Origin of the sequence: Comamonas thiooxydans (assembly GCF_002157685.2) — a bacterium.
Taxonomy (GTDB): Bacteria; Pseudomonadota; Gammaproteobacteria; order Burkholderiales; family Burkholderiaceae_C; genus Comamonas; species Comamonas testosteroni_H.
Genome location: NZ_AP026738.1, coordinates 5,557,868 through 5,575,220 on the forward strand (window position 1 = coordinate 5,557,868; position 17,353 = coordinate 5,575,220).

The following is a 17,353-nucleotide window of genomic DNA, read 5'->3' on the forward strand; positions in this document are numbered from 1 at the left end:
TCTATGTATTCAGTATCAGAACAATCACAGTGGCTAACGAAAGATAGGCAACATAGGGAATGAATCTCTTCTTATTTTTTTGATACCCTTCACTAAAAATCATGGAAGGGATATATAAGTATTTCAAACTACTTCTAACTACTAGACCATGGATCACTGCAAAGCCGCAGCTCAAAGCCCATATTGGAAGCAATAATTCCCAACCAACCCATGTGCCAAGTGCGGCAGCGAACTTCACATCCCCAGCCCCCATCAACCCAAAGAAATAAAAGATAAGAAATATAAAAAATACAGCGCAAAAACCCAAAACCCCATCAGTTAAATTAACCTTAAAAGGTTGAGCTTCAGGAATCAGAGAGAGTATAAAAATACCCAATCCAAAACCTGAAACGGTCAGCCAATTATTTACCTTTCGCCATCTAGCGTCAGAAACCGCAGCTACACACAGCCACAGCAAAAAGAGCAATCTCAAATAATCTCTCAACCCCATTTCTATTTGAGCTTATTACGCAGGAGCTTTTGTACCGACTTTTTCCAATGAGGTCGCTATTTTTTCAAAAACCACCTGCAGGTATTTCCCAATATCAGTTACAGCAGCTAAAAGTCCTACAGCAATCAATCCTGCGATCAGGCCGTACTCGATCGCCGTTGCACCTTCTTCATCACGCCAGAATTTGATGATTTGGTCTTTCATGACTAGCTCCTTCAACAATCAGGTTTGTAGATCGCTGTGGCTGTTTTCGACCACCGCGGAACCAATCTTACGAAGCAAGAAACATCTTGAAATATTTGAAATAGCTATCAACAACTATGCAGCATAGTTCCCGGCAATTTCAATCAATGTGTAAGTAAGCACCTCCACATAAAAAATCCAATAAAAACAAAGACTTCAAAAGACACAGGGACGCATCTGTAATTTTCTTGACTCTTCCCTCACATATGTCTTCCGGTTCAATCTACGCAATCTTCATTTATTTCCTACAGATTAATGGATTTCATCCTACATTCAATGATCGGGTTAACCCTTGCGTTCAAATGAAAAAACAGAAAGGCCTGCAAATAGCAGGCCTTTCTGAAACAAAAGAGATCGATCAATAAAGTGATTCGGAAATCACTGCAGGGCTTTAATCAGTTTGAGAGCGATGTCCTGCAACGGCGGCTGCAGTTTTCTATAGCAGTCGAGCAAACGCTGCTCATCACTGGGTAGCGATGCGGTCTCGGAATGCAGGCCTGCCATCAATTCCAGCGCCGTGGTCTGCAGCGAGACAGCCAGTCTTGCCAGCGTGTCATTCTTGAGAGTGCGAATGGCTCCGGACTCGATCTGCGAGATGGCCGATGCAGTGACATCCGCCATCTGCGCCAGGCGTCCCTGGCTCAAACCCAGCACCTGTCGCCGGGCGCGTATGCGTTCACCTAAATGCGTCATCTATCTCACTAACTCACACTGCACGCAAATGCCTGCGCAAATATCGCGCGGCTTTTTGAGCACCCCAACAACCGAGACGCTTTTCTAGAAGGCTTTTGCAATGCCACTGCCCCAAACTTGGGGGGTGGCAAGCAAAAGCAAAGGCCGCCCCTTGGGGGAAAGCGCAAAGCGCCTCAGGCGATGGCTCTGGTCAAGCCCCGTGGCACTTCTTGAACTTCTTGCCGCTACCACAGGGGCAAGGGTCGTTACGGCCGGGCTGCTCGCCCTTGACGATGGTTTCCTGGCGTGGGCCCATGCTCTTCCACAGGCGGTACAGGTCATACACGGCCCAGATGGCTTCGCCAAAGGCGTCCACACGTTCCTGGCTGGTCGAGGCGGGGCCGGCTTCGTCGTACAGATTCAGAGCCGGCTCGTCCGTGTCGTCCTCGGTCAGGTTGACGATGAACTCCATGGCAGCGTCCAGCAACTGGGCTGCTTCCTTGTCGCGTGGCGCGGCCCATTCGTCGGCCCAGTTCTCCACCACGAACATAAAGCCCAGCGCCCACACTTGCGAGAACGAGGGCACTTCTTCGCCGGCCAACTCGGCCTGCTCGGCTTCGGGCAGGATGGCGATGGCGCCACGCGTATCCAGCGCTTCGGGCTGGAAGGCTGCGTCGTCGGCCAGGGACTTGATGTCGGCATCCAGCTGCTCGCGCACTTCGGCCAGGCGCAGTTCGAACAGCTCCATGAAACGTGCCTGCTGGGCCTCGTCCTTGAAGGCTTCCAGCTTGGGCAGCGGCTGGCCTTCGGCCACTTGCAGGGCTTCGCCATCGCCCAGCAGCATGGGCATGTATTCGGCAGCGGCAATGGGGCGGCGTGTGCAGACCAGAGCGGTCAGGAAGCCGTCACAGAATTCCCACTGGGGAATTTCATCGCCACGGGTGCGCAGCTCGTCGAGCAGCGCGTCCAGCTCTTCGAGCTGATCATTGCTCAGTGCGCCCTCGGGCATGTCGGCGAGAGCCGCGTCTTCTGCGGCGGAGTTAGGTGCTTGTTCTTGCATAGGGAAAGGCTTTTATGATGGCCCGAACCATTTCATCACTATCGAAGTGCAGGACCGGGCGATGGATCAAGGGGACAAAGCATTCAGGACGGATGCCCCCCGTACAGGCTGAATTTTAGCGGGCCACCATCAACACCCCCTGCCATGGGAGTATCTGCAGTGCATCGCTTCTTCAACAGTCTGCCCCTGCGCTATGGCGCCCTCTTCATTTCCGCGCTCGTGCTGGCGATCTCGCTCTACACGCTGACGACGGCAGGCAAGGGACTTGGATGGCTGATTGCGTCGACCCTGCTGGTGCTGCTCGGTATCTGGGATCTGCTGCAGAAACAGCACGCCATACTGCGCAACTATCCCGTCATGGGGCATATGCGCTTCATCTTCGAATTCATCCGTCCCGAGATTCGCCAGTACTTCATCGAAGGCGATACCGAGGCCCAGCCTTTCTCGCGTGCCCAGCGCTCGCTGGTTTATCAACGTGCCAAGGGCCAGGTCGACAACCGGCCGTTCGGCACCCAGCTCGACGTGAGTCAGCAGGGCTATGAGTGGGTCAACCACTCCCTGCAACCCACCAAGCTCAGCTCGCATGACTTCCGCCTCTGGATTGGCGGCACGCAGGAGCAACCGGCCGAAGGAGTGGATCCCTGCACCCGCCCCTATCACGCCAGCGTCTTCAATATCTCGGCCATGAGCTTTGGCGCGCTATCGGGCAATGCCATCCAGGCGCTGAACCAGGGCGCGAAGATGGGCGGCTTCATCCACGACACGGGCGAAGGCTCGATCAGCCAGTACCACCGCATGCATGGCGGTGATCTGATCTGGGAGGTGGCCTCGGGCTACTTCGGTTGCCGCAATGCGGACGGCACGTTCAGCGAAGAAAGATTCGTCGCCAACGCCACCGATCCGCAGGTCAAGATGATCGAGATCAAGCTCAGCCAGGGCGCCAAACCCGGCCATGGCGGCATGCTTCCCGGAGCCAAGGTCACTCCCGAAATTGCAGCAGCACGCGGCATACCGGTTGGCGTGGACTGCATTTCGCCCTCCAGCCACAGCGCATTTTCCACCCCTGTGGAGCTGATGCAGTTCATCGCCAGGCTGCGCCGTCTTTCAGGCGGCAAGCCCACGGGCTTCAAGTTCTGCGTCGGTCACCCCTGGGAATGGTTTGCCATGGTCAAGGCCATGCTGGAAACCAATATCACGCCCGACTTCATCGTCGTCGACGGTACCGAAGGCGGCACGGGCGCAGCGCCTGTGGAGTTTGTCGACCATGTGGGTGTGCCGCTGCAGGAAGGCCTGCTGCTGGTGCACAACACGCTGCTGGGCGTGAACCTGCGCCAGCGCATCAAGATCGGTGCGGCAGGCAAGGTCATCACGGCCTTTGACATTGCCCGCATGATGGCCCTGGGTGCCGACTGGTGCAATTCGGGGCGCGGCTTCATGATGGCGCTGGGCTGCATTCAGGCCCAGAGCTGCCACACCGGCACCTGCCCCACGGGCGTCACCACACAAGACACCGTGCGCCAGCAGGCGCTGGTCGTGCCCGACAAGGCCACGCGCGTCGCCAACTTCCACCGCAACACCCTGCATGCGCTGCAGGAGCTGGTTCAGGCCGCCGGCCTCAGGCATCCCAACGAAATCACGGCCCACCATATCGTGCGCCGACTGGACGACACCCAGGTCAGTCTGCTGTCCAACCTGATACTGCGCGTGGAGCCAGGCTGCCTGCTCAAGAACCTGGAGCGCCAGCACAAGGTCTTCCAGAACTACTGGCCGCTGGCCACGGCACAGAGCTTTCAGCCCCTGCACGAGCCTGTGTTGCGCCCATCAGCTGCGGGTGGCGCCGACAACACGGCACAATCGCAAGCTTTTCCCCAGCGCAACGGTATCTGGACCTGAGAAGCCAGAGCCTCGCGCCCGACAGATCCCAAGCCGTGCAATCTCAGGATATTTCCGCCCAAGAGCAGATGCCATCTGCGCACAACGCCATCGATTACCAGGCATTTCTGCGCGAGCATCTGGACCAGCCTCACAGCATCATGCGCTATGAACTCGCGCATGAAACCCTTTGGGTCAAGCGCGCCAGCAAGGGCAACCCGGCCCTCAACTACTGGCTGCTGAGCACGCTGGCCAAGCTGTTCAGGGCCGCCGTGCTGCAGCCCGTGCCCAACCCCGGCGGGCCCGAATCCCTGCAAACCGAAGTGCGCCGCCTGCGCAGCTTCAAGGCCAAGGGCCTGCGCGTGCCGCAAGTGCTGGCCACGGACGACCAGGCCTTTGTGATGCGCCATCTGGGCCGCCCGGGCGAAGAAGCTCCATCGCTGAGCAATGCCATCGAAGATGCGATTGCCCGGGGCGCGCAGCCTACGCTGCAGCTCTGGCAAAAAGGCCTGGAGGCCATCCAGCAGGCGCATGCCCGCGGCGAGGTGCTGAGTCAGGCCGTGGCGCGCAATATGGTGGTCTGCGCCGACGGGGTCATAGGCTTCATCGACTTTGAAGACGACCCTGCGGCCCATTTGCCGCAAGCCGTCTGCATGGCGCGCGATGCGCTCAACTACGTCCAGTCCACAGCGCTGTTCCTGCAGCAGGCAGGTGCGCTGGAGCAGGCCCGTGAGGCCTGGCAGCAGTTTGTGCAGCAGCTTCCCGCCGAGGCCCGGCAGGTACTGGAGCGCACCGTCAACAAACTGAGCTGGGTGCGCTTTCTGCCCCGCAGCAAGAGCCTGGGGCGCGACACCCTGCGCGTGCTGGCGGCCCATGACTTGCTGACGGCCACCTCACACTCCGCCTGAATGCCATAAAAGCGATGGCTACCAGCGCCTTCCCTGGCTGGGCTTAAAGCCTGAAATCCATGAAAAAAGCCCCGACCATCAGATCGGGGCTTTTTGGATTGAGGCCTGTGCGCGCTCAGGCGTGAGCGGACACCGCTTCGTTTTCTTCCTTGCCTGCCAGAGCAGCGTCCAGCTTCTCGTAGTCCAGCGCGTTTTCCCACTTGGAGACCACCACGGTAGCGACGGCGTTACCGATGAAGTTGGTCAGCGAACGGCATTCGGACATGAAGCGGTCCACACCCAGAATCAGTGCCATGCCGGCCACGGGCACCTCGGGCACCACGGCCAGGGTCGCTGCCAGGGTGATGAAGCCAGCCCCCGTCACGCCCGCCGCGCCCTTGGACGACAGCATGGCAACCAGCAGCAGCGCGATCTGGTGGCCCAGGGTCAGATGGGTATCGGTCGCCTGGGCAATGAACAGCGCGGCCAGCGTCATGTAGATATTGGTGCCGTCCAGGTTGAAGGAGTAGCCGGTAGGCACGACCAGACCGACGACGGACTTGCTGCAGCCGGCTTTTTCCATCTTGTGCATCAGCGAAGGCAGAGCCGACTCGGAAGACGATGTGCCCAGCACCAGCAGCAGTTCGTCCTTGAGGTACTTGATCAGCTTGAGCACGGAGAAGCCACAAAAGCGCGCCACGGCACCCAGGATCACCAGCACGAACAGGGCGGAGGTGATGTAGAAGGTCAGCACCAACTCGGCCAGGTTGACCAGCGAGCCCAGGCCGAACTTGCCGATGGTGAAGGCCATGGCGCCAAAGGCACCGATGGGAGCGAACTTCATCACGATGTTGACCAGCTTGAACACGGGCTTGGTCAAGCCTTCAAAGAAGTTCAGCACAGGCTTGCCGGCCTCGCCGACCATGGCCAGGGACACGCCGAACAGCACGGCCACCAGCAGCACCTGCAGGATGTTGTCACCCACGAACGGACTGATCAGCGTCTTGGGGATGATGTCCATCACGAAGCCGGTCAGCGTCATCTCGTGCGACTTGGCCACATAGCCCTTGACGGCTGTCTGGTCCAGGTCGGCAGGGTTGATATGCATTCCGGCACCAGGCTGCATGACATTGGCCACGATCAGGCCCACGACCAGCGCCAGTGTGGAGAAGGTCAGGAAGTACGCCATGGCCTTGCCGAACACACGCCCCACGGCGCTCAGGTGCGTCATGCTGGCGATGCCGGTGACGATGGTCAGGAAGATCACCGGCGCGATGATCATCTTGATGAGCTTGATGAAGGCATCGCCAAAGGGCTTCATGGCTTCGCCGTAGGCAGGCTCGAAGTGCCCCAGCAGCACGCCCACGATGATGGCGAACACCACCTGGAAGTAGAGCTGACGGTAGAACGGCAAGTGCTCGCGCGGAGCAGATTCTGTGGGCAGAGTGTGCACGCTGCATCTCCAAAATTGCGGGCGCACCACCGTGGTGCGCCGAATTGCTGCCGTTTGTACTCCCGCGCCCTTTTTGTGCCGATAACCCATTGGTATTAGGTCGGGACGCGCTCCCTGGGAGAGCATGCACCAACTTAGGGAAATCCCTAGGCCTCAGAATCCGCACTGAACCTGCTCCAGGGCCACACTGGGCACCTTGATCACCCGCCCTCGTCATGCGTCTTGCGCGAAACCTTGCCCGAAACCGACTGTTTCTGACCCTTGTCATCGTCCTCAGCGGCATGCTGCTGAGCATGTGGGCCGCCAGTCGCGTCGCGCTGCAAACCTCTTTGCACGATGAAAGCGAAAGCGTGCAGCGCCAGCTCACGCTCTATGCCCAGGCCATGGTGCAGCGCGTGGACCGCTACCGCACCCTGCCCGAGGTGCTGGCGCTCGATGCCGAACTAAGGAGCGCGCTCAGCCACCCGCTCAGCGCCACCGAGGTGGACAGGCTCAACCACAAGCTGGAGCAGGCCAATGGCGCCAGCCGAGCTTCCACGCTGACCCTCATCGACAAAAGCGGCAAGGCCCTGGCCGCCAGCAACTGGCGCGACTCGCACAGCAATGTGGGCGAGGACTACAGCTTTCGCCCCTATGTGACTCAGGCGCTGAGCCAGGGCAGCGGCCGCTTCTACGGCATCGGCATGACCACGGGACTGCCCGGCTACTTTCTCTCCCAGGCCATTCATGATGATGACGGCTCGGTGCTGGGACTCATCGCCATCAAGATCCTGTTTCAGGAGCTCGAAGGCGAGTGGAGCCAGTCACCCGACATCGTCTTCGCCTCGGACGAGCATGGCGTGGTCTTTCTCTCCAACCGCGACGAATGGCGCTACCGCCTGCTGGAGCCGCTGTCCAGCAGCGACCAGCAGGAGGTGCGGGACACCCATCAATACGCGGGCCAGGCCCTGATGCCGCTCGGCTATCGCACCAGCCGGCAGCCTGCGGGCATCGGCATGCTGGCCCATTTCAGCCAGCCTCCGCTGGTCGACCCCATGCTCTGGCTGCGCATGGAACTCCCCGAAAGCCAATGGCAGCTGCACCTGCTGCACGATATCGTCCATAGCCAGACGGCCAGCCGCTGGGCTGCAGTAGCCGCTGGCGGCCTGTGGCTGGCCGCCTCGCTGCTGGTGCTGTATATCCGCCAGCGCCAGCGCCTGGCTGCCCTGCGCCAGCGCAGCCGCAAGGAGCTGGAGACCGTTCTGCACCAGCATGCGCAGGAGCTGCGCACGGCCCAGGACGGTATTGTCCAGGCCGCCAAGCAGGCCGACACCGGACTTTCGCGCAGCCTGCAGCATCTGCCGCAAGGCGTGGTGGTGGTGGACCCGCAGCTGCGGCTGGTGGCCTGGAACTCGCGTTATGTGGAGCTGTTCCGCTACCCGCCCGAGCTGATGCATGTGGGCCAGCCCATCGAGGCGCTGATACGCCACAACGCCAAGCGTGGCCTGCTGGGCAAGGGCGATGTGGAGCCTGCGATTCAGCGTCGGCTCCAGCATCTGCGCAGCGGCAGCCCCCATCTGCACGAAAGCGCCAAGGGCGACGGCACGGTGCTGGAGATCCGCGGCAACCCCCTGCCCGATGGCGGCTTTGTCACCAGCTATGCCGACATCACCAGCTACAAGAACACGGCGCGCGAGCTGCGCAATCTGGCCGATACGCTGGAAAAGCGCATTGCCGATCGCACCCGGGACCTGGCCCAGGCCAAACAGGAGGCCGAGCGCGCCAACCGCTACAAGACCCGCTTTGTCGCCTCGGCCGTGCATGACCTGCTGCAGCCGCTGAATGCGGCGCGCATTTTCACCAACCTGCTGCCCACCTATCTGCACGACGAGGCCGGCCGCCAACTGGCCCAGCGGGTGGACAAGGCACTGGCCTCTCAGGACGCCATTCTCACCAGCCTGCTCGACATCTCGCGCATGGAATCGGGCCAGCTCGAAGTCCGCGTGCGTGACTTCGCGCTCAACTCTTTGCTGGAAGTGGTGCACAACAATTTTGCACTGCAGGCCGAGAACGAGGGCCTGAGCCTGCACTGCATGCCCAGCCGGCTGATCGTGCGCAGCGATGAAGCCCTGCTGCGTCGCATACTGCAGAACTTTGTCTCCAACGCCATCCGCTATACGCGCAAGGGCCGTATCGTCGTGGGCTGTCGCCGCCAGGGCGACCAGGTGCGCATCGAGGTGCATGACCAGGGTCCTGGCATTCCCCAGAGCCTGCAAAAGGAAATCTTCGAAGAGTTCCGCCGCCTCGACGAAGGCCATGCCGACGACCGCGGCACCGGCCTGGGCCTGGCCATCGTGGAACGCCTGGGCAGATTGCTGGACCATGAAATCGGCCTGCGCTCCACTCTGGGCAAGGGCAGCGTCTTCTGGGTCAAGGTTCCACTGGGCCAGGCCGCTGCATTGACGCCTGTATCGCAGCAGCCTTCTCCCAGCGCTCGTGTGGACAGTCCGCTGCAGGGCGGAACCGTCTGGTATGTGGAGGACGATCCCGCCACCCGCGACGCCACCTGCGCCCTGCTCGAGCGCTGGGGCTGCGATGTGCCGCTGGCCGCCAACGCCCCCGAAGCCCTGGCCTATGCAGCGCCCGGCAATGCTCCGCAACTGGTGCTGCTCGATGTGCATCTGGGCCAGCTCTACGGCCCCGATATCTATGCCCAGCTCTGCGAGCGCTGGGGGCAGCAGCCTCCCGTCATCCTGCTGACCGCAGAAGGCGACAGCACCCTGCGCCGCCAGGCTGCCGAACGCGGCTGGGGCTTTCTGGCCAAGCCGGTCAGACCGCCGGCGCTGCGGGCGCTGATGAGCCAGACCTTTTTGCGCGGACGAGAAGGCGGGAGCGCCTGAAAGCCAAAGTCATTTCCAGCCGCAGCGCTTTCAGTGCATCGCACTCTCGCAATGAACTCAGGACCAGCACCGGTCGGCACGCCATGACTGCGCAAGCCGAGTGGCGGATTCTTCGATATGCTGCAACAGCCTCTTCGGCTTTCAGGCACGCGAGCCGTTCAACCCTGACAGAGACAGCATGCACCATCATCCCGTTGAATCCGCCGTTCCGCCCGGCAGCCGCATCGCAGAGCGATTGGCCGGTTCCAGCTTTCACGACTCCTGGAGCATCGTCTCGGACGCCACAGGCCTGTCTGCACTGGACCACTTCATTCTTGCCGCGCGAAAAACACCGCGCTGGATTGAGACCTGCATGCGTGCGCGCAATCTGGTCGGCGGTCTGGTGGGACTCAAGAACCTGGGCACCTTGTCGGCCCTGAAACCCGGAAAACCAGCCGCCAGCTACGGCCCCGGCGATAGGGTCGGCATCTTCACGGTGTTCGAGAACACCTTTGATGAAGCCCTGATCGGCGACGACGACAAGCATCTGAAAGTCGTGCTCAGCATTCACCGCAAGAGCGGCATCAGCACCCCGGACACCGTCATCACCGTCACCACCGTCGTGCATGTCAAGAATGCACTGGGGCACCTCTACATGCTACCCGTCAAACCCATGCACAGGCTGATCGCCCCTGCCGTTCTGTCCTCCCTGGGAGGACGACCCCATGCAGCATGAGGAGACACACCTCTTCATGCCTGCTCTTCCTTAGACGGTTGCAGAAGACATGCGCGACTACGACAGCCTGGCTCATCGACACAGCAGCAAAGACATGTGCGTGGAGAAGCCCATGTCACTCATTGCCAATCTGATTGGCTTTGCGCCTGCAGAGGAAGACTTGCACTATGCGCTGGGCTTTTATGCCGGAGGCAGCGGCATTGACGACCGCCTGGCTGTGCGCTGCCGGATCGATCTCGCTCATTGGCCCGATGTGGTCAGCAGGCTGCGTCTGAAATCCGTGCATGAAATATCGTGCGACGCCGACTGGCAAGAGGATTTCCTCTGGCTGATCGATGCGCAAGATGCCGAAGGCCTGCTCCAAGCCCATTGTCATCGCTTCATCAATGCGGCGAGACAGGTTTTTCAGGACGAGGTCGGCCATCGCTGGGAGATCTTTTTCTCCCACGGCAGCGATATCAATGCATGGTGTGCGGTCTGGCGTAGCCAGGAGCACCTGAACTATCTAAGCTTCGATCAAGGCTGACATCCCGATGGCGGCCCGTCTCAACACAGGGGGTCGCCAGATGCTGAAATCCTATCGTGCCAGCTGCCATTGCAGCCGGGTTCAGGTTGAAGTCGGCCTGGACCTGAGCCAGCCCAGCTATCGCTGCAACTGCTCCATCTGCAGGCGCAGCCGGTTCTGGCCCGCCATCGCCAGCCCCGAAAATTTCCGCCTTATTACGGGCGAGAAAGAGCTCACGCTCTATGTGTTTGGCTCGCAAAAGAACCAGCATTTCTTCTGTAAACGTTGCGGCATCCGCGTCTTTGGCGTGGGCCACAACACGCCGATAGGCCAGATGTACGGCATCAATATCGGCTGCCTGGAAGAGCTGTCGGAGGAGGAGCTGTCGCGAATTCCCGTCACGTATGTCGATGGCATGCACGATCGCTGGGACGCGACGCCGGAGTTTTTCGCGCACTTGTAGCCATCGAACTGCGACGACGGCTTGCAGCTGCAAGCTGCACGAAAATTAGGCAAAAATGCCTCAACCCATTACCAATAAAGCGCAGCAAGCTATCAAAACAGAGGGTCCTTGAGGCACCAGGGCAATCAAACCTCGTGATCGTTTTCCAGGCTCTTGACCAGCACTGCCGCCTGGGTGCGTGAATAGCATTCGAGCTTTTTGAGAATCGCCGTCACATGGACCTTGACGGTGTTCTCGGCCAGGCCCAGTTCGTGCGCGATCTGCTTGTTGAGCAGTCCGTCGGCAATGCACAGCAGCACGCGAAACTGCTGGGGGGTGAGCTGGGCCAGGCGAGCGGCCAGGGCCGCATCGGCCTCCGAGCGCTCGGCCACCATGGAGGGAAAGCTGATATCCCCGCTCAGCACCTCGTCGATGGCCGCACTCATATCGTCTGCAGCCGCAGACTTTGAGATAAAGCCCGCCGCCCCGAACTGCTGGGCGCGGCGGATGATGCGCGGATCGTCGTTGGACGAGATGATGATCACCGGAACCTGCGCATATTCGCCGCGCAGATGCAGCAGGGACGAGAAGCCGCGCGCGCCGGGCATGGCCAGGTCCAGCAGCACCAGCTCGATGTCGGGATGCTCCTGCATGGCCGCGCCCAGGGTCTGGGCACTGGCAGCCTCCACAATGCGGGATTGCGGAAAGCGGTCGTGCAGCACCTGGATCAACGCTGCGCGAAACAGCGGGTGATCGTCGGCAACGAGAAGAGTGGGCTCGGACATGGCCCGGAGTCTGCCACGGCTGGCAGCGCGCTGCATCTGCAAAAACGCATATCCCGCAGCGCCCGGGCCTGTCCGTCACCCAGGCTGCGGCTCACTGAGTCCGGCTCTCAATCGAGCTTGATGTTGTTGGCCGTGATCACTCGCCCCCATTTGCTGCGCTCGTTGCTGACAAATTTCTCCATCTGCTCGGAGCTGCCGGGCATGGGCTCGACCCCCATGGCTGCCAGACGGGCCTTGGTGCGCGTGTCGGCCAACGCAAACTGCAGCGACTGGCTGAACTTCTTGACCACCTCGGCCGAGCTGCCCTTGGGCACGACGATGCCCTGCCAGGCATAGCCTTCGAAGCCCTTGAGGCCTTGCTCCTGCAAGGTGGCGACCTTGGGCAGCACATCGATGCGGGCCGGGCTGGCCACGCCTATGGCCTTGAGCTTTTTCTCGCCGAGGAAGGGAATAATGGTGGCGCTATCGGCCCACATGGCAGGTATCTGGCCACCGATCACATCCTGCACTGCGGGCGCAGCACCGCGATAAGGAACATGGGTCATATTGCCCAGACCGGCTTCTTCGCGGAACAACTCGCCAACCAGATGATGGGGGCTGCCCAGGCCGGCCGAGCCCCAGCTCACGCCAGTCTTCTGCTGCCTGGCCCAGGCGACAAACTCGGTCAGATTGCTGACCGGCACATCGTTGTTGACCACCAGCAGCATGGGAAAGCGCACCAGCATGCCCACGGGCTTGAAGTCTTTTTCGGCGTTGTAGTTGAGCTTGCGGAACAGAAACGGATTGGCAGCCAGCGTGGCGAAGTCGGCCGTGAACATCAGATTGCCAAAGTCATGCGAGCGCGCGCTGTACTCGGCCGCGATATTGGTTCCCGCACCGGGCTTGTTGTTGATGACGATGGGGCGCTCCAGATTGCGGCCCATGGCCTCTGCAATCACGCGGGCCACCACGTCGGAGCCACCGCCTGCGGCGTAGCCTATGACCCATTCCAGGGGCTTTTCCTGCGCCATGGCGGCCGGCCCTGCAGCCCATGCCAGCGTCGAGCAGGCCAGTGCGGCCAGAAACTGTTTACGTTGCATCATCCTTGTCTCCTTGATTCATGGCCCCTTGAATAGATTTTGGTGACGGGGCCTTTAGGGGATGGCGCAGCTGCCGCCAGGCCGGCGGCTTGCTGCATCTCAAGCGGCAGCGTGTACCGGGGCAACCGGTGTCACGGCACCGCGCTCGGCGGGGTCTGCGCCGGCAGGAGCGAATCCTGCGCTGGCGCGGGCCAGTTCGAGCGCATGCAGCAAGGTCTCTTGATGGCCGATGTGATTGGCCAGCAGCAGCACCAGGCGGGCATTAAGGGCGTGGCTTTGCGCGGTTTCTAGGCCCTGATGCGTGGCGATCAGAGCTTCGTAGAAATCGTCGCAGGCCTGCAGATTCGGATGGGTGGACAGCAGCATGGCGGTCTCCTGAAAAAAAGGGAATCCTCTGGGGTATTTCATTGCATGGCGCCGCTGGCTTGCAGCAGCGCAGCACGCACGCCAGCCTCGTCAGGACGGCGCCAGCGCGCGCAGACATGCTGGTCGGGGCGCAGCAGGTAACTGGTACCAGGGCGCGCATCCAGGCGCTGCGCGGCCAGACCTTGTGCATCCAGCAAATCAGCCTGACCGGCATGGGCATCGCCCTCGGCGGCAATGGAGAGATTGAACACGCCGCCAAGCTCGCGCGCCCAGGCCGGCGTGGGGCCGAAATGCAGCAGCGTGAAGTCCGGGCCCAGGGCCCGCAGCAGCCAGGTGGTCTGGCTGTCGCCGGGCCGGCGCATGGGCGCGTCGCTGAGCACGGCACCGGGCAGTTGCGAACCCGCGAAGGCCTCGCTGTCCGGCGTGTTGAGCGGCGAATGATGCAGCGTGGCCGGCACCGACAGACGCCCGCTGTTGACGATGCGGCGCGCAAACTCATGCTCGCGCGCCAGCTCCAGCGCCGCATCGCGAAACAGGCGGCTGATCTCGCTCTTGGGCGTGATGAAGTCGGTGGCGCGTGTGGAGTTGCGGATGTTCTCGTCGGCCGCGTATTCGCGCTCGGCACCGTAGCTCGCGATCAGCGCAGCGTCGGCCTGGCCGCGCAGCACGCGGTCGAGCTTCCAGGCCAGGTTCTCGGCATCCTGCACGCCGCTGTTGGCGCCGCGTGCGCCGAAGGGCGAGACGCCATGCGCGCTGTCGCCTGCGAAGACCACGCGGCCGTGGACGAAGCGGTCCATGCGCAGGCAGGCAAAGGTGTAGACGCTGGCCCATTCGAGCTCGAAGTCCGCATCCTTGCCCAGCAATGCGCGGATGCGCGGCAGGATGTTCTCGGGCTTTTTCTCCTCCTCTGGATCGGCCTCCCAGCCCAGCTGGAAGTCGATGCGCCAGACATCGTCAGGCTGACGGTGCAGCAGCACGCTCTGGCCGGGATGAAACGGCGGATCGAACCAGAACCAGCGCTCGGTCGGGAAGTCCGCATGCATCTTCACATCGGCAATCAGAAAACGGTCGCGAAAGATGCGGCCATGGCTTTCCTGGCCCAGCAGGCCGCGCAAGGGCGAGCGCGATCCGTCGCAGGCCAGCACCCACTGGGCATCGATCCGGTACTCGCCTTCGGGCGTTTCCACGGTCACTAGGGCACCGTCGTCGCGCGGCGCCAGCGCCGTGACCTTGTTGTGCCAGCGCAGGTCGATCAGCGGCAGCTGCAGTGCGCGCTCGACCAGATAGGCTTCGGCGTAGTACTGCTGCAGATTGATGAAGGCCGGGCGCTCGTGGCCGGCCTCGGGCAGCAGGTCGAACTGGTAGAGCGACTGATCCCTGGCAAACACCTTGCCCAGATTCCAGGACACGCCCTTGTCCACCATGGGCTGGCCCACGCCCAGGCGATCCCATATCTCCAGCGTGCGCTTGGAAAAGCAGATGGCGCGCGAGCCCGTGGACAGCTTGCAGTCGTTGTCGAGCACCACCACCGGCTGGCCGCGCTGCGCCAGATCGATGGCCAGAGACAGGCCCACGGGCCCGGCGCCGACGACGACCACGGGGTGACGCGCCGGCGCATCGGCATCCTGGTCCGCATGCCGCCGATAGGGAATCTGGATGGACTGAATGTCGGCGGCGCTGCCGCGCAGAGCGTCAGGAGCAATGGCTGGGGTGGACATGGCGTTCATCGGTGCGCAAACCTTGAAAAGCGTGGATCTGTTCTTTGGGGCAAAAGCCGCCCCTCCGGCTCTTTGCGACCGGATTCAAACTCTGTTTTTTTGATAGCTGCTACCGCTTGTCAATCAATGAATTCAATGCTGCTTCCATTTGAATTCATTGCAATCAAAGCGCAAGAAGCTCCTGTTTTAGATAGCTTTGCAATAGACCGCCGCGCCTGCGCAGGAGACTGCCAGCCGGGCGGCCCCAGAGGCGATCAGCCTTCCAGCGCCAGCCACATCTCGCGGTCGCGCTCGGCAGTCCAGATGCGCGGGTCGGCGTGGCCCGATGCCTCGTCATAGGCGCGCGTCACATCGAAGGGCATGCAGTGGTTGAAGATCACCCAATGGCCGTATTTGGGCTGCAGCTTGGCAAAGGCTGCCTCGTAGACCTTGCGCAGATCCTGGCGCGCATCGGCGCCGGCCTTGACCTCGGCCCACAGGTCGCTGATGAAATTGCGCGTGCCCGCCAGGCCGGCCTGCACTTCGGCCGCGTTCTGCAGTGCCGCACCGCGGCCGGGCACCAGCTTCTCGGGCTGGAGGGCGGCAATCGCATCCAGCGTCTGCGGCCAGTCCTGGAAGTAGGCATCGCCCGCATAGGGCGTGGCATCGAACTCGACCAGATCGCCGCTGAACAGCACCTTGTCCTGGGGCAGCCAGACCACGGTATCGCCCTTGGTGTGGCCGCGGCCCAGTTGCAGGATCTGTACCTCGAGCTTGCCCAGCCACAGCGTCATCTTGCCGGTGAAGGTCATGGTCGGCCAGGTCATGCCCTCGGGCACGCTCTCGACGTTCTGGAACAGGCGCGGAAAGCGGCCGATCTCGCTGGCCTTGTCCTGTTCGCCGCGCTCGACGATGAGGTCGTAGGTGTCCTGGCTGGCAATGATGTGCTCGGCGCCGTAGGCCGAGGCTCCCAGCACGCGCACCGCGTGGTAATGCGACAGCGTGACGTATTTGATGGGCTTGTCCGTGACCTCGCGAATGCGGCGGATCACGTCCTCGGCCATGACGGGCGTGGCCTGGGTGTCGATGACCATCACGGCGTCGTCGCCAATGATGATGCCGGTATTGGGGTCGCCTTCGGCCGTGTAGGCATAGGCATGTTCGGAGAGCTTGTCGAAGCTCACCTTCTTGACTTCAAGGTCGGCGGCGGAGGCAAAGGTCTTGGTGCTCATCGTTGCAATCTCTTTGTTTTAAACAAATGCATTCAGCTTTATCGAATTTCTGAATGCTAGATATAAATTCAACATTGCACAATCGATTTGTCATAGTGAAAAACCCTTGAGACTTTCCAGCCGCTCTTCCACCGTCACAATGCCGTCATGCCTCATGCCAACTCTTCTTCGACCGACGCCCGTTTGATGCTTGAATCCAGTGACGACGAACCCACGCGCGCGCCGCGTGGCATACAGAGCGTGGAAGTCGGCGGCCAGTTGCTCAAGGTGCTGGCGCGCACGGGCCGGCGCATGGCGCTCAAGGATCTGGCACGCGAGGCGGAGATGACGGCCGCCAAGGCCCACCCCTATCTGGTGAGCTTTTGCAAGCTGGGCCTGATGGAGCAGGATCGTGTCAGCGGCCATTACGGCCTGGGGCCGCTGGCCATTCAGATGGGGCTCATCAGCCTGCAGCAGGCAGATCCCGTGCGCATGGCGATTGCCGAGCTGCCCGCCCTGGCGCAAGAGGTGGGCTACACCGTGTCGGTTTCCATGTGGAGCGGCCAGGGGCCGACCATCATCCGCGTCGAGGAAGGCCCCACCCATGTCTATGTGGCCATGCGCCACGGCACGCCGGCCTCGCTGCGCCACACCGCCACGGGCAAGATTTTTGCGGCTTTCGGCGACCCGGCCCGTATCGCACCGCTGCTGCAGACCGAAGGCCACAGCCTGGACGAACCGGCGTTTGCCAAGGAACTGGACTCCATTCGCCGCAACCACCTGAGCGTGGTCGAGAACCAGTTGCTGTCGGGCGTAAGCGCGCTGGCGGTTCCGGTGTTCGACGGCTTCGGCCAATTGGTGCTGGCGATTGCCGCCATCGGCCCCTCGGTCACGCTGACGCTGGACCCCGCCGGTCTGCCGGCCCGGAAACTGCAGGCCCAGGCCCGTCAGCTATCCCAGCGCCTGGGAGCCCCGGCTGTGCTGACCGGGGCCTGAG

The 17,353-nt window shown here is 61.6% G+C and carries 17 protein-coding genes; 7 read left to right on the forward strand and 10 right to left on the reverse strand.

All coding sequences use genetic code 11. The annotated features are described in order from the left end of the window. Position 1: 1 nt before the first annotated feature. The 4 genes from CTR2_RS25870 to CTR2_RS25885 form a co-directional block, all read right to left on the reverse strand. Positions 2–472, reverse strand: coding sequence for an A24 family peptidase (locus CTR2_RS25870; protein ID WP_176391565.1), 471 nt, complete (start codon positions 470–472; stop codon positions 2–4). A gap of 33 nt (positions 473–505) precedes the next feature. Then, on the reverse strand, positions 506–694 hold the full coding sequence (locus CTR2_RS25875) for a Flp family type IVb pilin (protein ID WP_072248228.1): 189 nt from the start codon (positions 692–694) through the stop codon (positions 506–508). A 417-nt stretch (positions 695–1,111) separates the two neighbouring features. Then, complete coding sequence (locus CTR2_RS25880) at positions 1,112–1,426, reverse strand: helix-turn-helix domain-containing protein (protein ID WP_087079885.1); 315 nt, start codon at positions 1,424–1,426, stop codon at positions 1,112–1,114. Between the two features lie 190 nt (positions 1,427–1,616). Then, the gene (locus CTR2_RS25885; RefSeq protein WP_003068296.1) at positions 1,617–2,414 is read right to left on the reverse strand and encodes a YecA/YgfB family protein; all 798 of its coding nucleotides are present in this window, start codon (positions 2,412–2,414) and stop codon (positions 1,617–1,619) included. A 195-nt stretch (positions 2,415–2,609) separates the two neighbouring features. Here CTR2_RS25885 and CTR2_RS25890 point away from each other — a divergent pair, with 195 nt between their 5' ends. Together CTR2_RS25890 and CTR2_RS25895 are read left to right on the forward strand one after the other, a co-directional pair. Continuing rightward, the gene (locus tag CTR2_RS25890) at positions 2,610–4,358 is read left to right on the forward strand and encodes an FMN-binding glutamate synthase family protein (protein ID WP_087079883.1); all 1,749 of its coding nucleotides are present in this window, start codon (positions 2,610–2,612) and stop codon (positions 4,356–4,358) included. 68 nt (positions 4,359–4,426) lie between these two features. Next, on the forward strand, positions 4,427–5,245 hold the full coding sequence (locus CTR2_RS25895; RefSeq protein ID WP_087084408.1) for an RIO1 family regulatory kinase/ATPase domain-containing protein: 819 nt from the start codon (positions 4,427–4,429) through the stop codon (positions 5,243–5,245). Positions 5,246–5,360: 115 nt separating this feature from the next. Here CTR2_RS25895 and CTR2_RS25900 read toward each other — a convergent pair whose 3' ends face one another. After that, complete coding sequence (locus tag CTR2_RS25900) at positions 5,361–6,677, reverse strand: dicarboxylate/amino acid:cation symporter (RefSeq protein ID WP_087079881.1); 1,317 nt, start codon at positions 6,675–6,677, stop codon at positions 5,361–5,363. A gap of 215 nt (positions 6,678–6,892) precedes the next feature. Between CTR2_RS25900 and CTR2_RS25905 the strand changes: the two genes are divergently transcribed. The 4 genes from CTR2_RS25905 to CTR2_RS25920 all read left to right on the forward strand — a co-directional run bounded on the left by CTR2_RS25905 (position 6,893) and on the right by CTR2_RS25920 (position 11,239). After that, positions 6,893–9,556: a hybrid sensor histidine kinase/response regulator gene (locus CTR2_RS25905; RefSeq protein WP_087079879.1), complete on the forward strand. Its 2,664-nt coding sequence runs from the start codon at positions 6,893–6,895 to the stop codon at positions 9,554–9,556. A gap of 178 nt (positions 9,557–9,734) precedes the next feature. Further along, positions 9,735–10,271, forward strand: a complete 537-nt coding sequence (locus CTR2_RS25910) for a DUF2867 domain-containing protein (RefSeq protein WP_087079877.1) — start codon at positions 9,735–9,737, stop codon at positions 10,269–10,271. A 112-nt stretch (positions 10,272–10,383) separates the two neighbouring features. Further along, positions 10,384–10,797, forward strand: a complete 414-nt coding sequence (locus CTR2_RS25915) for a hypothetical protein (RefSeq protein ID WP_238707560.1) — start codon at positions 10,384–10,386, stop codon at positions 10,795–10,797. Between the two features lie 40 nt (positions 10,798–10,837). Next, entirely contained in the window at positions 10,838–11,239 is a 402-nt protein-coding gene (locus CTR2_RS25920; protein ID WP_087084407.1) for a GFA family protein, read from the forward strand. A gap of 125 nt (positions 11,240–11,364) precedes the next feature. On the opposite strand, the gene CTR2_RS25925 is transcribed toward CTR2_RS25920, so the two are convergent. From CTR2_RS25925 to CTR2_RS25945, 5 genes are all read right to left on the reverse strand, one after another. Then, positions 11,365–12,003, reverse strand: a complete 639-nt coding sequence (locus CTR2_RS25925) for a response regulator (protein WP_087079873.1) — start codon at positions 12,001–12,003, stop codon at positions 11,365–11,367. A gap of 107 nt (positions 12,004–12,110) precedes the next feature. After that, the gene (locus tag CTR2_RS25930) at positions 12,111–13,085 is read right to left on the reverse strand and encodes a Bug family tripartite tricarboxylate transporter substrate binding protein (protein WP_176391564.1); all 975 of its coding nucleotides are present in this window, start codon (positions 13,083–13,085) and stop codon (positions 12,111–12,113) included. A 96-nt stretch (positions 13,086–13,181) separates the two neighbouring features. Then, on the reverse strand, positions 13,182–13,448 hold the full coding sequence (locus CTR2_RS25935) for a DUF2783 domain-containing protein (RefSeq protein WP_003068276.1): 267 nt from the start codon (positions 13,446–13,448) through the stop codon (positions 13,182–13,184). A gap of 38 nt (positions 13,449–13,486) precedes the next feature. Next, positions 13,487–15,166, reverse strand: coding sequence for an FAD-dependent oxidoreductase (locus tag CTR2_RS25940; protein ID WP_087084405.1), 1,680 nt, complete (start codon positions 15,164–15,166; stop codon positions 13,487–13,489). A gap of 254 nt (positions 15,167–15,420) precedes the next feature. Then, positions 15,421–16,377 (reverse strand): MBL fold metallo-hydrolase, encoded by a 957-nt coding sequence (locus CTR2_RS25945; RefSeq protein ID WP_087079871.1) that lies wholly within the window; start codon positions 16,375–16,377, stop codon positions 15,421–15,423. Between the two features lie 147 nt (positions 16,378–16,524). Here CTR2_RS25945 and CTR2_RS25950 point away from each other — a divergent pair, with 147 nt between their 5' ends. Beyond that, complete coding sequence (locus tag CTR2_RS25950) at positions 16,525–17,352, forward strand: IclR family transcriptional regulator (RefSeq protein WP_087079869.1); 828 nt, start codon at positions 16,525–16,527, stop codon at positions 17,350–17,352. Position 17,353 lies beyond the last annotated feature (1 nt).

Excerpts from the sequence above, each read along its gene's own strand:
- CTR2_RS25875 (WP_072248228.1), bottom strand. The coding sequence starts at position 694 with ATGAAAGACCAAATCATCAAATTCTGGCGTGATGAAGAAGGTGCAACG.
- CTR2_RS25880 (WP_087079885.1), bottom strand. The coding sequence starts at position 1,426 with ATGACGCATTTAGGTGAACGCATACGCGCCCGGCGACAGGTGCTGGGT.
- CTR2_RS25885 (WP_003068296.1), bottom strand. The coding sequence starts at position 2,414 with ATGCCCGAGGGCGCACTGAGCAATGATCAGCTCGAAGAGCTGGACGCG.
- CTR2_RS25890 (WP_087079883.1), top strand. The coding sequence starts at position 2,610 with ATGGGAGTATCTGCAGTGCATCGCTTCTTCAACAGTCTGCCCCTGCGC.
- CTR2_RS25895 (WP_087084408.1), top strand. The coding sequence starts at position 4,427 with ATGCCATCTGCGCACAACGCCATCGATTACCAGGCATTTCTGCGCGAG.
- CTR2_RS25905 (WP_087079879.1), top strand. The coding sequence starts at position 6,893 with ATGCGTCTTGCGCGAAACCTTGCCCGAAACCGACTGTTTCTGACCCTT.
- CTR2_RS25910 (WP_087079877.1), top strand. The coding sequence starts at position 9,735 with ATGCACCATCATCCCGTTGAATCCGCCGTTCCGCCCGGCAGCCGCATC.
- CTR2_RS25915 (WP_238707560.1), top strand. The coding sequence starts at position 10,384 with ATGTCACTCATTGCCAATCTGATTGGCTTTGCGCCTGCAGAGGAAGAC.
- CTR2_RS25920 (WP_087084407.1), top strand. The coding sequence starts at position 10,838 with ATGCTGAAATCCTATCGTGCCAGCTGCCATTGCAGCCGGGTTCAGGTT.
- CTR2_RS25925 (WP_087079873.1), bottom strand. The coding sequence starts at position 12,003 with ATGTCCGAGCCCACTCTTCTCGTTGCCGACGATCACCCGCTGTTTCGC.
- CTR2_RS25930 (WP_176391564.1), bottom strand. The coding sequence starts at position 13,085 with ATGATGCAACGTAAACAGTTTCTGGCCGCACTGGCCTGCTCGACGCTG.
- CTR2_RS25935 (WP_003068276.1), bottom strand. The coding sequence starts at position 13,448 with ATGCTGCTGTCCACCCATCCGAATCTGCAGGCCTGCGACGATTTCTAC.
- CTR2_RS25940 (WP_087084405.1), bottom strand. The coding sequence starts at position 15,166 with ATGTCCACCCCAGCCATTGCTCCTGACGCTCTGCGCGGCAGCGCCGCC.
- CTR2_RS25945 (WP_087079871.1), bottom strand. The coding sequence starts at position 16,377 with ATGAGCACCAAGACCTTTGCCTCCGCCGCCGACCTTGAAGTCAAGAAG.
- CTR2_RS25950 (WP_087079869.1), top strand. The coding sequence starts at position 16,525 with ATGCCTCATGCCAACTCTTCTTCGACCGACGCCCGTTTGATGCTTGAA.